This window comes from Streptomyces sp. NRRL WC-3549, assembly GCF_000721935.1.
Lineage (GTDB): Bacteria > Actinomycetota > Actinomycetes > Streptomycetales > Streptomycetaceae > Streptomyces.
Window position 1 is genome coordinate 8,813 of record NZ_KL585428.1, and the last position, 11,664, is coordinate 20,476.

At 73.0% G+C, this 11,664-nt stretch carries 13 protein-coding genes; 8 read left to right on the forward strand and 5 right to left on the reverse strand.

What is annotated here, in order from left to right; genetic code table 11:
* The coding region (locus tag IH13_RS0129495) for a LacI family DNA-binding transcriptional regulator (protein WP_031089105.1) at positions 1-947 on the reverse strand (947 nt) is incomplete at its 3' end.
* Between the two features lie 111 nt (positions 948-1,058).
* Here IH13_RS0129495 and IH13_RS0129500 point away from each other — a divergent pair.
* The 3 genes from IH13_RS0129500 to IH13_RS0129510 are packed head-to-tail and all read left to right on the forward strand — an operon-like array spanning position 1,059 to position 4,229.
* A complete protein-coding gene (locus tag IH13_RS0129500; RefSeq protein WP_031089106.1) occupies positions 1,059-2,210 on the forward strand; it encodes a Gfo/Idh/MocA family protein in 1,152 nt (383 codons plus the stop codon).
* Between the two features lie 37 nt (positions 2,211-2,247).
* Complete coding sequence (locus tag IH13_RS0129505; protein ID WP_031089107.1) at positions 2,248-3,390, forward strand: dihydrodipicolinate synthase family protein; 1,143 nt, start codon at positions 2,248-2,250, stop codon at positions 3,388-3,390.
* Positions 3,387-4,229, forward strand: a complete 843-nt coding sequence (locus IH13_RS0129510) for a sugar phosphate isomerase/epimerase family protein (protein ID WP_031089109.1) — start codon at positions 3,387-3,389, stop codon at positions 4,227-4,229. The genes IH13_RS0129505 and IH13_RS0129510 overlap by 4 nt, the downstream gene beginning before the upstream one ends.
* 611 nt (positions 4,230-4,840) lie before the next feature.
* Here IH13_RS0129510 and IH13_RS0129515 read toward each other — a convergent pair.
* Positions 4,841-5,584, reverse strand: a complete 744-nt coding sequence (locus tag IH13_RS0129515) for a class I SAM-dependent methyltransferase (protein WP_031089110.1) — start codon at positions 5,582-5,584, stop codon at positions 4,841-4,843.
* Positions 5,585-5,869: 285 nt separating this feature from the next.
* Between IH13_RS0129515 and IH13_RS45120 the strand changes: the two genes are divergently transcribed.
* The 4 genes from IH13_RS45120 to IH13_RS38810 all read left to right on the forward strand — a co-directional run bounded on the left by IH13_RS45120 (position 5,870) and on the right by IH13_RS38810 (position 7,743).
* Complete coding sequence (locus IH13_RS45120; RefSeq protein ID WP_234433435.1) at positions 5,870-6,046, forward strand: hypothetical protein; 177 nt, start codon at positions 5,870-5,872, stop codon at positions 6,044-6,046.
* Positions 6,047-6,209: 163 nt separating this feature from the next.
* The gene (locus tag IH13_RS45125) at positions 6,210-6,761 is read left to right on the forward strand and encodes an ImmA/IrrE family metallo-endopeptidase (RefSeq protein ID WP_234433436.1); all 552 of its coding nucleotides are present in this window, start codon (positions 6,210-6,212) and stop codon (positions 6,759-6,761) included.
* On the forward strand, positions 6,758-7,315 hold the full coding sequence (locus IH13_RS0129525; protein ID WP_158791395.1) for a PIN domain-containing protein: 558 nt from the start codon (positions 6,758-6,760) through the stop codon (positions 7,313-7,315). Before IH13_RS45125 ends, IH13_RS0129525 begins: the two co-directional genes overlap by 4 nt.
* Before the next feature lie 242 nt (positions 7,316-7,557).
* Positions 7,558-7,743: a hypothetical protein gene (locus tag IH13_RS38810; protein WP_037842797.1), complete on the forward strand. Its 186-nt coding sequence runs from the start codon at positions 7,558-7,560 to the stop codon at positions 7,741-7,743.
* Between the two features lie 181 nt (positions 7,744-7,924).
* Here IH13_RS38810 and IH13_RS0129535 read toward each other — a convergent pair whose 3' ends face one another.
* From IH13_RS0129535 to IH13_RS0129545, 3 genes are all read right to left on the reverse strand, one after another.
* Positions 7,925-8,665 (reverse strand): class I SAM-dependent methyltransferase, encoded by a 741-nt coding sequence (locus tag IH13_RS0129535; RefSeq protein WP_031089113.1) that lies wholly within the window; start codon positions 8,663-8,665, stop codon positions 7,925-7,927.
* Positions 8,666-8,732: 67 nt separating this feature from the next.
* Entirely contained in the window at positions 8,733-9,068 is a 336-nt protein-coding gene (locus IH13_RS0129540; protein ID WP_031089114.1) for a hypothetical protein, read from the reverse strand.
* Positions 9,069-9,217: 149 nt separating this feature from the next.
* Positions 9,218-9,904: a metallophosphoesterase gene (locus IH13_RS0129545; protein ID WP_234433437.1), complete on the reverse strand. Its 687-nt coding sequence runs from the start codon at positions 9,902-9,904 to the stop codon at positions 9,218-9,220.
* Positions 9,905-10,225: 321 nt separating this feature from the next.
* Between IH13_RS0129545 and IH13_RS0129550 the strand changes: the two genes are divergently transcribed.
* Positions 10,226-11,386, forward strand: coding sequence for an EstA family serine hydrolase (locus IH13_RS0129550; RefSeq protein ID WP_031089116.1), 1,161 nt, complete (start codon positions 10,226-10,228; stop codon positions 11,384-11,386).
* The last annotated feature ends 278 nt before the right edge of the window (positions 11,387-11,664 follow it).

Here is an 11,664-nt window from a genome sequence, read left to right on the forward strand (position 1 = left end):
TCAGAGATGTGTATAAGAGACAGCGTCAGGGCCGGCACCGCGTCCACCGAGAACGGCAGGTCGTCGAAGCCCGCCACCGAGACGTCCTCAGGGATGCGGAGCCCGTGGTCCCGGACCGCCGCGCAGGCGCCCAGGGCCACCGTGTCGTTCGCGGCGACCACCGCCGTCACCCCGGTCCCGCGGGCCAGAAGTTCCCGTGTCGCGTCGTACCCGGAGCGCCGGTCGTACGGGCCGTGCACGGTGAGGCCCTCCTCGTCGCCGTACAGCCCCGCCGCCCCCATCGCCTCGCGGTGGCCCTCCAGGCGGTGCCGGGTCGTGGTGCGCTCCGACGGGCCGGCGACGTAGCCGATCCGCCGGTGGCCCAGCCCCAGCAGGTGCTCCGTGAGCCGCCGCGCGCCGCCCCGGTTGTCGAAGGCCAGTGAGGCGGTGACGGCGTCGGTGCCGGGCAGCGGGGGCCGCCCGCAGAAGACGATCCTGGTCCCCGCGTCCGCGAGCTTCGCCAGCTTCACGGCCATGGCCGCCTGGTGGGACGGGTCCTCCAGGGCACCGCCGGTGAGGACCACCGCCGCGGCGCGCTGGCGCTGGAGCAGGGTGAGGTAGGTCAGTTCCCGCTCGGGGGAGCCGCCGGTGTTGCAGACGACGGCCAGCTTCTCGCCGCCCGCCCGGCCCGATCCGTCGCCCGGCCCGCCGATCTGGCTCTGCGCGGCGCCCGCCATGATCCCGAAGAACGGGTCGGCGATGTCGTTGACCAGGATCCCGACCAGGTCGGACGTGGCGGCGGCCAGCGAACTGGCCGGGCCGTTGAGTACGTAGTCCAGCTCGTCCACCGCGCGCAGCACCCGCTCCCGGGTGGACGTGGCCACCGGATAGTTGCCGTTCAGCACGCGCGACACGGTGGCCGGGGAGACCCGGGCGCGGGCCGCCACGTCCGCCAGCGTGACTGTCATCGCTCTCCTCCGGGGAGTTGTGGAGCGGCCCCCCTTGTCCGGGCCGCAGTCGGCAGGCTAGCGTCATACCGTATAGAAAGCGCTTGCTACCGCTGTATGGAGGGAACTTTCGTGACACGCAGGACAGTGCGCATCGCCATGAACGGCGTCACGGGACGCATGGGGTACCGGCAGCACCTGGTGCGCTCGATCCTCGCGATCCGTGAGCAGGGCGGCCTCGATCTCGGCAACGGCGACGTGCTGTGGCCCGAGCCCGTCCTCGTCGGCCGCCGCGCCCACGCGCTCCAGGCCCTCGCCGAGCAGCACGGCCTGACCGAGTGGTCCACCGACCTCGACGCGGTCCTCGCCGACGAGTCGATCGACGTCTACTTCGACGCCCAGGTCACCTCGGCCCGCGTCGAGGCGATCAAGAAGGCCGTCGCGGCCGGCAAGCACATCTACACCGAGAAGCCCACCGCCACCGATGTCGAGGGCGCCCTGGAGCTGGCCCGGCTGGCCCGGGACGCCGGGATCAAGCACGGCGTCGTCCAGGACAAGATCTTCCTCCCGGGCCTGCTGAAGCTGAAGCGCCTCATCGACGGCGGCTTCTTCGGCGAGATCCTGTCCGTCCGCGGGGAGTTCGGCTACTGGGTCTTCGAGGGCGACTGGCAGGAGGCCCAGCGGCCGTCCTGGAACTACCGGGCGGAGGACGGCGGCGGCATCGTCGTGGACATGTTCCCGCACTGGGAGTACGTCCTGCACGAGCTGTTCGGCCAGGTCACCAGCGTCTCGGCGCACGTGCAGACACACATCCCGCAGCGCTGGGACGAGCAGGGCAAGCCCTACGCGGCCACCGCCGACGACGCCGCCTACGGCACCTTCCAGCTGGCCGGCGGCGCCGTCGCCCAGATCAACTCGTCCTGGGCGGTCCGCGTCAACCGCGACGAGCTGGTCGAGTTCCAGGTGGACGGCACCCACGGCTCCGCCGTCGCCGGTCTTCGCAACTGCCGTGTCCAGCACCGCTCCGCCACCCCCAAGCCGGTCTGGAACCCCGACCTGCCGGTCACCGAGCCCTTCCGCGACCAGTGGCAGGAGGTGCCCGACAACGCCGTCTTCGACAACGGTTTCAAGGCCCAGTGGGAGCTGTTCCTGCGCCACATCGTCCTGGACGAGCCCTACAGCTGGGACCTGATGGCGGGCGCCCGCGGCGTCCAGCTCGCCGAGCTCGGCCTCAGGTCCGCGGCCGAGGGCCGCCGCTTCGACGTTCCGGAGCTGTCCCTGTGAACGGCCACCCCCGCCCCGGCGTAACGGAGTCGACCCCATGACCATCCACCTTCCGCAGGGCGCGTACGAGCCGCGCACCACCCCGCTCGACCTCGCCCCGAACGGCACCGCGCTCGTCTCCCGCACCGTCTTCTCGGCGGCCCACGTCGTCGCCGACCCGTACGCCGACGCCGGCCCCGACGGCCCGGCCGCCGTCGACTGGGACGCCACCCTCGCCTTCCGCCGCCACCTCTGGTCGCACGGGCTGGGCGTCGCCGAGGCCATGGACACCGCGCAGCGGGGCATGGGCCTGGACTGGGCCGGTGCCGCCGAGCTCATCCGCCGCTCCGCCGCCGAGGCGAAGGCGGTCGGCGGCCGGATCGCCTGCGGCGTCGGCACCGACCAGCTCACCGGCCCCGCGACGCTCGCCGAGGTGCGCGCGGCCTACGAGGAGCAGCTCGCCGTCGTCGAGGAGAGCGGCGCCCAGGCCATCCTGATGGCCTCCCGGGCGCTGGCCGCCGCGGCCGAGGGCCCCGAGGACTACCTGGAGACCTACGCCCACCTCCTGCGCCAGGCCACCGAACCCGTGGTGCTGCACTGGCTCGGCCCGATGTTCGACCCCGCACTGGAGGGCTACTGGGGCTCCGCCGACCTCGACGCGGCCACCGACACCTTCCTCAAGGTCATCGCGGAGCACCCGGACAAGGTCGACGGCATCAAGATGTCGCTCCTGGACGCCGAGCGCGAGATCGACGTACGGCGCCGCCTTCCGGGCGGGGTCCGCTGCTACACCGGGGACGACTTCAACTACCCCGAGCTGATCGCCGGCGACGACCGTGGGTTCAGCCACGCCCTGCTCGGCATCTTCGACCCGCTGGGGCCGCTGGCCGCCCACGCCGTACGCGTCCTGGACACCGGTGACACCGAGGGCTTCCGCGCCCTGCTCGACCCCACGGTCGAGCTGTCCCGCCACCTCTTCCGGGCGCCGACCCGCTACTACAAGACGGGCGTGGTCTTCCTCGCCTGGCTGGCCGGCCACCAGGACCACTTCACGATGGTGGGCGGCCTCCAGTCCGCCCGCTCGCTGCCGCACCTGGCGAAGGCGTACGAACTGGCCGACCGGCTCGGCCTGTTCCCGGACCCCGGGCTGGCGGAGTCCCGGATGCGCGCACTGCTGTCCGTCCACGGAGGTACCCGATGAGCGCCGGTCTCTCCGAACTCTCCCGCCTCTCGATCAACCAGGAGACGGTCAGGCAGCTCTCCCTGCCCGAACTCGCGGAGAGCTGCGCCGCGGCGGGCGTCGGCCAGGTGGGCCTGTGGCGTGCTCCCGTGCAGGAGTACGGCATCGAGCGCGCCGGGACCCTGATGAAGGACGCCGGGCTCACCGTCACCAGCCTCTGCCGCGGCGGCTTCCTCACCGCGGCCGACCCGGCCGAGCGGGCCCGCGCCCTGGACGACAACCGGGCGGCGGTCGACGAGGCCGCGGGTGTGGGCACCGACACCCTGGTCCTGGTCTCCGGCGGACTCCCGGCCGGCGACAAGGACCTGTACGGCGCCCGCGAGCGCATCGCCGAGGCCCTGGCCGAACTCGCCCCGTACGCGGGGGAGCGGGGCGTCCGGCTCGCGATCGAGCCGCTGCACCCGATGTTCGCCTCGGACCGCTGTGTGGTCTCCACCCTGGCCCAGGCCCTGGACCTCGCGGAGCGCTTCCCGGCGGAACAGGTCGGCGTGGTCGTGGACGCGTACCACATCTGGTGGGACGACCAGGTGCCCGCGCAGATCGCCCGGGCGGGCGCGGGCGGCCGGATCCACTCCTTCCAGCTGGCCGACTGGATCACCCCGCTGCCGGCGGGCGTGCTCGTGGGCAGGGGCCAACTGGGCGACGGCAGCGTGGACTTCCGGTCCATGCGGCGGCACGTCGAGGCGACCGGGTTCGACGGCCCGATCGAGGTCGAGATCTTCAACGAGGACCTGTGGGCGCGTGACGGCGCCGAGGTGGTCGCCGAAGTCGCCGCCCGCTACCTGGAACACGCCTGCTGAACGGCGCCGTACCCGGGGGCCCGGCTGTGCGGTCCGGGCCCCCGGGGAAGCGCGTGCGGTGGGACGCTTCCGGGGCGTCGGAGGAGCAGGCCGTCAGGGAGCGCGGCGGCCGGTGAACGGCCGATCCGCGACGGATGGACGGACGCCTTGGTAAAGGAAACGTAAAGGCGTGCAACCTTTCCGTGCCCCGCCCCGTCGTATTCGGCGTCGGGGCTTCCGGGGGAGGGACCCGGGGGGGAACGGGAAGGCCCGACGGGGGGAAGACGAGGGGGGTCCGGCCTTACGGCCGGGCCCCATTCGGCTTTCGGGGCCTCGGGCGCCTCTGCCGCCGCCCCTCGACCCGGCGCGCCCTGCCGTGTGTTCGCCCGCGACCCGGTCGCGGAGGCCAGGGCGGTGCCCCGCCGCCTCACCCGAGCAGCGGGAGGCCAGGGCAGTCCGACGTGATCGGTGACGATCCGGAGCGTGTGCGCCCCGTTCGGCGTCGAACCCCCGGATCGGCTTCGTACGCCGGTGTGGCCCGCCGGTGTGTCCCGCCGGTGATCCCGCCCGGACGCGGCAAGGCTGACGGACCGTCATCCCGCGTCGGCGGTGGGCAGGCCGTCAGCCCGGGCTCACCGGCCGGGACGGCTGCCCCCGGGCTTCCGGAACAGGGCCGCCCACAGGAAGTCCTCACCGAACCACGGGGAGTCGGCCGGTTCGTCCCGCATCCGGCGCAGTTCGACCTCCTCCAGCTCCGCGAAGACGTGGCGCAGCGACTCCGGTGTGTAGGCGAGCCCGCCGTGCGGTTCCGCCGCGCCGTAGAGCTCCGCGTCGGGCAGCTCGGACCCCATCGCACCGGAGGCGAAGCAGGTGAGGGCCAGGTGTCCGCCGGGGGCGAGGACCCGGTCCAGGAGGGCGAGGTGGCTGACGCGCCGGTGCGGCGGCAGATGGTGGAAGCAGCCGGAGTCGTGGACCAGGTCGTACGGCCCGTCCGGCGCCCCCTCGGCGAACGCGTCCCCGCAGTGGAACCGGATGTCCGCCCCCGCCTCCCGGGCCCGCTCCCCGGCCCAGGCGACGGCCCCCGGCGACAGATCGACGGCGTCCACCTCGAAGCCGAGGGAGGCGAGGTACAGCGCGTTGCGCCCCGGCCCGCAGCCGAGGTCGAGCGCCCGCCCGGGGGTGACCAGCCCGCGCTCCACGTACGACACGAGTGTCTCGTCGGGCTTCGCCACGAAGAAGGGAACCGGCTTGGACCGGTCCGCGTAGAACCCGTCCCACCAGTCGGCCCCGCCGGCGGTCCACCGGTCGGCCTCCGGCGCGAACAAGCCGTCCATGAGTCGCAGCACATCCTCGACCGAGCGCACGTTCCGGTCCATCCGGAACCCCCTTTCCCGATGCCTCGAACCCTAGCGGCGGAAGCCGCGTAACCCCAGGTCAGAGGGTGCGGCCGGGGGCCTTCTGGGCGCCGTGGGGCCCTCGGGGACGGCCCGCCCTCCCTCCCCCGGCCGCATGGGGCGCGCGCCCGCGCACGCGGCCTCTCCGGGCCACCACGGGGGCGTTCTCGGCCCCCCGGGGCCCCCTTTCTGCGGGATCTCGGACGGAGGGGCGATGCCCTGGGCGTACCCCTGGCTCACCTGGTCTCCCGTCCGCCCGCATCGCTCGTGTCACGCCGAAGCGCGCTGGAGGAAAGCGCGGACGAGGCGTCCCGGGCGCGGTACCGACTGGACGCATGCCTGGAGGAGCACGCCCGGCACGCCGAGTGGCTGGTCGGCCACGCCTACCTCGTCCCTCCCGCCTTCGACGCCCGCCTTCGACGCCCGCCTGCGGCGCTCGCCTGACGTCGTCGACCCGGTCGCGCTGGCGGTCGCGGCTCGGCAGGTCGCAGGGTGCCCTTCGGGCCCTCTGGGGGCGCTGGCCGATGTCCTGGAGCGCTTCGGCCTGTACCTGACCGCGGTCGACGAGGCGGCCGAGGGTGCCTCACTCCTGCTCAAGGGCTTCGGGGTGGCGGTGATCAGTGGTCAGGTCCCGCCGGGACGGCGCCGCTGGACCGCCGCGCACGAACTCGGCCACCACCTGATGCAGGACGAATACCACAGCGATGCCGGCGTGGCAGCCGGGCGGGACGAGAGGGAACAGCTCATCGACCGGTTCGTCGAAGAGTTCCTGTTGCCCGAGGCCGACGTGCGGCGCGTCTGGTCGGACGGCGAACGCGACGGACAGGCGTCCAGGGCGATCATGATCGCTCTCTCCGCCTCGTACCGGATGTCCTGGAGCGCCGTCGTCAACAGAGCACGCCGCCTGGGGCTCATCACACCGGAGGAGGGCAGACGGGAGAAGGCGGACACGCCGGTGCGGGGTGACTTCCTCGCCACGTACGGCAGTCAGCCGACACCCGACCTGGAGGTCGGAACGACGGGTACGCAGTGGAGGCAAGCGGCTCTCGCGGCATGGTCCCGAGGCGACGTGACCGCGCCGCGCACGGTGGAACTGCTGTACGGGGCCCTGACGGAGAGGGAACTCCCCGGCCGGGCCCTCGGGGAGTGCCTGCCGTGACCTCTGCCTTCCAGCAGCCGGGATTACCCGCTTCGTTGCTCGTCTGGGACACGTCCCCTCTCTTTCACGCCATCAAGGCGGGAAAGATCGAGACTCTGGGCGACATCGCGCGGAACCACCGGGGCCGCACCCGTAGGAACGTCACCACTCAGGCCGTGGTCAGCGAGATCAGCCACTTCCAGTTGCCTTTGGCCGGGACGGAGTGGCTGGAGATCGTCCACGTCGACGATCTGACCGAACTGGAAGCACTGGTCGACTGGATGAACCGTGTCTCCGGGGCGAAGTCGAATCACGGAGAAGCCACCGTTCTCGCCTGGGCCGAGGTCCACGGCGCCACAGCGGTCGTGGACGACGCCGACGCCCGCCGCATCGGACGTGGGGCGGGACTCGACGTCCGGGGTTCCCTGGGTGTCGTGGCGGATTCCGTCAGTGAGGGCCACACCACGCCGTACGTGGCGACCGGCGTGATCGACGCGATGATCGACACCGGAGCCCGCTACCCGTGCGCCCGGGGCCAGTTCATCAACTGGGCCAAGGAGAACGGCCTTCTGTGACGCGCCACCGAGGGCCCCCGGCACCGGCCCTCGGTGATGCCCGCCCCCGTGATCCCGCCTCGTCGGAGGCCGGGCGCCGATCGGGCAGGGTGACGCGACTGCCCTACAAGGCGACGCGACTGCCCTATAAGACGTATCTGCGGAGCCCGAGCAGGAACCGGGCTTCCCCGTGAACGGGCGGCGGGCGACAATGCGATGGAACAGGAACCACAGGTCGGTTCCGTCAGACAAGCGGGGGACACATGATCTTCATCATCTCCGGGGTGATCGTGTTCGCGGCCGGGGTCGTGGCGTGCTCGGTCGCCCTGCGGCGCAGAGGCGGCTCGGGGGAACGCGGGGCACTGGAGCGCGGGGCGGCGGAGCAGGGCCTCGCTCAAGGACTGGGCACGGCGACCACCAACAGTCAGAACACCGGGCTCTGGTCCTGAGCTCCGGGCATCAACGGCCCACTGCTCCCCCCATGCCCCTCAGGGGGCGACCACCACCCCGGTCCGGACGCCTTCCGGCCTCGCGCTTCCTGAGCCCGGTCGGCACGGTCGTGACCGAACGCCGTCCGCCAGGACGTTCCCAAGGCACCCGGACTGTGGCGCCGGGTACTCGCTCGGGTGTTCAGCCGCCGTCGGAGGCCGGGCGCCGTGCGACGAACACGAACTCCTTGCCAGGGCGGTCGGGGGCGTCGCGGACGGGCTCGACCTCGAATCCTTCGGCGGCCAGGTCCGTCACGACCTCCTCCCGCTCCCGGAACCGCAGCGTCGAGTCCGAGGTGAGGACCTCCCCGTCCGCCGCGAACACGTAGGTCCACCGGAAGGAGACGAGCGGCCCGTCGACCGCGGTGACGTCCACCCAGCTCTCCACGGCGCCGACGCCGGGGATGTCCGTCACCCTGTACGAGGTCTCGCGGTTCCACCCCTCCCAGGCCCGGGCGGCCGGGTCCCGCGTCTCGAACACCAGCCGCCCCCCAGGCCGCAGCGAGGCGTACGCCTTCCGGAGCGTGCCACGCCAGGCGTCCGGCGCGGCGATCTGCTGGGCGACGTTCGCCGTCATGGTCGCGAGATCGACCTGGAGCGGCGGAAGCGCGTCGGCGTCGCCGCAGACCCACCGCACCCGCTCGCCACCGGGCTTGGCCCGTGCCACGTCGAGGGAGGCCCGGGCGGGATCGACGCCCACGACCTCGACGCCCCGCCCGGCCAGCAGGAGGGCGAACACCCCGGTGCCGCACCCGATGTCCAGCACCTGCCGCGCCCCGAAGTCCTCGGCCATCAGCAGATAGGCGTCGAGGTCACCGCGGTCGGGGTCGAGCGGGTCGTAGACGGAGGCGAGCCGGGGGTGCGCGAAGCATGCGTCAGCCATGGGCAGAAGGTACGCGCAGGGGGAGACGGACGGCCACCGGTCGGGCGGCGTGGGACGCCCCGCCGCCTCACCACCGGTCGCCGACGCGCACCTTGTCCCAGCGGCTCTTGGGGATGCACAGCTCGTGTGCGTCGTCGTCCAGTTCGATCTGCCAGCACTCCGGCTCACGGTGCGAGACGCGCCTGGTGCCCGTCTTCACCGTGCTGCACGACTTCTTGGACGTGCCGTTCTTCTTCGTCGTGGTGCACCGCCTCTTGGTGACCGGCTCGTCGGACCACGTCGTACGGGCCGCCTTGTGTTCCTTCTCCGTGATCGTGCCGTGTACGTCGCCGCTGCCGCAGGCGGCCAGGAGCAGTGCGGCGACGGGTATCGCGAACAGGACGGCGATCCGGCGGACAGGCATGGTGTACCCCTTACGGCACGGTGCGGATGCCGGGCCGGACGGGGGTTGGGCGACGGCGGTGGACAGGTCGCAGCATAAGGAGCGCGGCCCGGCCCGCGCCAGGGGTCGGGCCGCCACCGAGCGAGTCGGGGCGTGCTCCGGTACCGGGTTCAGACCGCGCGGACGTGGCTCGTGAGCCGGCCCTCCTCGTAGAGGTGGTACATGAGCGCGGGCGGCGTGTCGTGGGTCTTCCAGGAGGTGTCCGGGCCCTGCTCCCACGGCAGCAGGGACGTCGAGACGATGCCCGGGGCGCACAGCAGCGGGAGCCCCGCGAAGGAGGCGGCGGCCGCCGTGTGGGCGTGGCCGCAGAGCACGGCGACCACGTGGGCGTGGCGGGCCAGGACCTTCGCCAGGGCGTCGGGTTCGCGCAGCCCGATGGCGTCGACGTACGGGAGACCGAGCGGCAGGGGCGGATGGTGGAAGGCGACGAAGGCCGGCCGGTCCGGGGCGGCGGAGAGGGTGTCGTCCAGCCAGTTCAGCGTCTCCTGTGCCAGCAGACCGTCGTGGCGGCCGGGGATCGAGGAGTCACACATCACCACCCGGACCCCGCCGACGTCCCGGGCCTCGTTGACCGGTGCCGTGGCACCGCGACCGTCGTCACCGCCGCCGAGCAGCACCTCCCGGTAGGGGGCGCGGGAGTCGTGGTTGCCCGGGCACAGCAGCACCTCGTAGCGCTCGTACAACGGGGCGAGGACGTCGCGGGCCTGCCGGTACTCGCCGGCGGTGCCCCGGTCGACGATGTCGCCGGTGATCAGCACGGCGTCCACCGTGCCCGGCAGCGCCGTCAGGTGGGTCACGGCCCGGCGTGCGCGCGCGGCGCTCTCCTCCGTCCTGCTTGTCGCCCCGCCGGCGGGCCCGGGCGTCCAGGCGCACGGCCGACGAGGTCGCGAGGCCACCGTAGAGGGTATCGGTGACCGGCGCAGCCGCGGGTCGAGGAGCTGAGGAGATGGGCGAGGGACGAGTCGCCCGCCGTCATGTTCCCTACGACGTGGCGGAGTTGGGGTTCCGGAACCTGTCCGGGCCGGGCACCTGCTACCGTCCCCGGCCGACGGGACCGATGACGCCCCCGGGCGGGACCGAGCCGAAAGCGCATCCGAGCCGGGACGGCAGGGAGAGGCATGTTGACGAGCGAACGCGAGACCGGCAACGAGGAGCCGACGGTGCACGGAGGGGTGCGCGCCGGCTTCGAAGGGGTGCGTGAGGCCTTCGCGCAGGTGGTACGGGACCAGCCGCGGCCCACGGGGCTGCAGTTGGCGGTGTACCGCGACGGCGAGCGCCTGGTGGACCTCTGGGCCGGGGCCGGGGTGGACGCGGACACGCTGACCGGGGTGTTCTCGGTGAGCAAGGGCGCGGCACACCTCGTCGTGGCGATGCTCGTCCAGGACGGCGTCCTCGACCTGGACCGCGCGGTGGCCGCGTACTGGCCCGAGTTCGGCCAGGCCGGCAAGGACCGGGTCACGCTGCGCCAACTGCTCGCCCACCAGGCCGGTGTGATCGGCGTCGACGACGTCTTCACGGTCGAGGAGCTGGCCGACGACCGTCTGCTGGCCGAGCGGCTCGCCGCCCAGGCCCCGTACTGGGAACCGGGCACGGCCTTCGGTTACCACGGGCTCGTCATCGCCGCCCTCACGGGAGAGGTCGTGCGCCGGGCCACCGGGCGGAGCCTGCAGGACTGGTGGGAGCACCGGGTGCGCCGCCCGTACGGCATCGACTTCTACCTGGGTCTGCCCGAGGAACTGGAGCCCCGCTACCTGCCCGTGGAGCCCGCCGTCCCCGGACCGGCCGAGGTGCCGCAGGACACCGGGACGCTGCTGGACATAGCCTTCAGCACCAGACACATACCGGACCTGTCCGTCTTCCCGAACTCCCGGCGTACGAGGGCGCTCGGCCAGGGGTCGGCGGGCGGGGTCGCCTCCGCCCGGGGCGTGGCCGGCGCCTACGCGGCGGTCACCGGCGGCCTGGACGACCGTCCGGCACTGCTCACCCCGGACACGATGGAGACGTTCAGCCGGACCCATTCCGAGGGCATCGACAGGGTGGGCGGCGCCGAGAGCCGATTCGCCCTGGGGTTCCAGGTCCTCGACCGGCGCTACCCGGCGCTGGGCCCGGACACCTTCGGCCACGGGGGCGCGGCCGGCGCCCTCGCGTTCGCGAGCCCGCGCCTCGGCCTCGCGTACGCCTACGTCAGGAACCGGTTCGCGCTCGGGGACAGCACGGAGAAGGAGAACACCCGGCTCGTGGAGGAAGTGGTGGGTGCGGCGGCCCGTACCCGGCCGTGAGGGCCGACCGCACCGGGGGAGCGTCAGGGTGCCTCCCGGAGGGGCGGCCGCCGCGCTCACCGGGGACGGGGCCCCGGCTTCCTCCGGTTGGACCGGCCGGCCTGGCTCACCGACTGCTCGACGGCCGCGGGCGAGCCCCCGCCGTCCGGGCTGAGCGTGTCCTCAGCCGTCAGCGGCACCGCTCCCGTCGCTCCCCGGTCCGGCCGGACGGACCAGCGGTGAGTCGAGGGTCCGGAGGTCTCCCACCGGTACGGGTTCTGAGATGTGTATAAGAGACA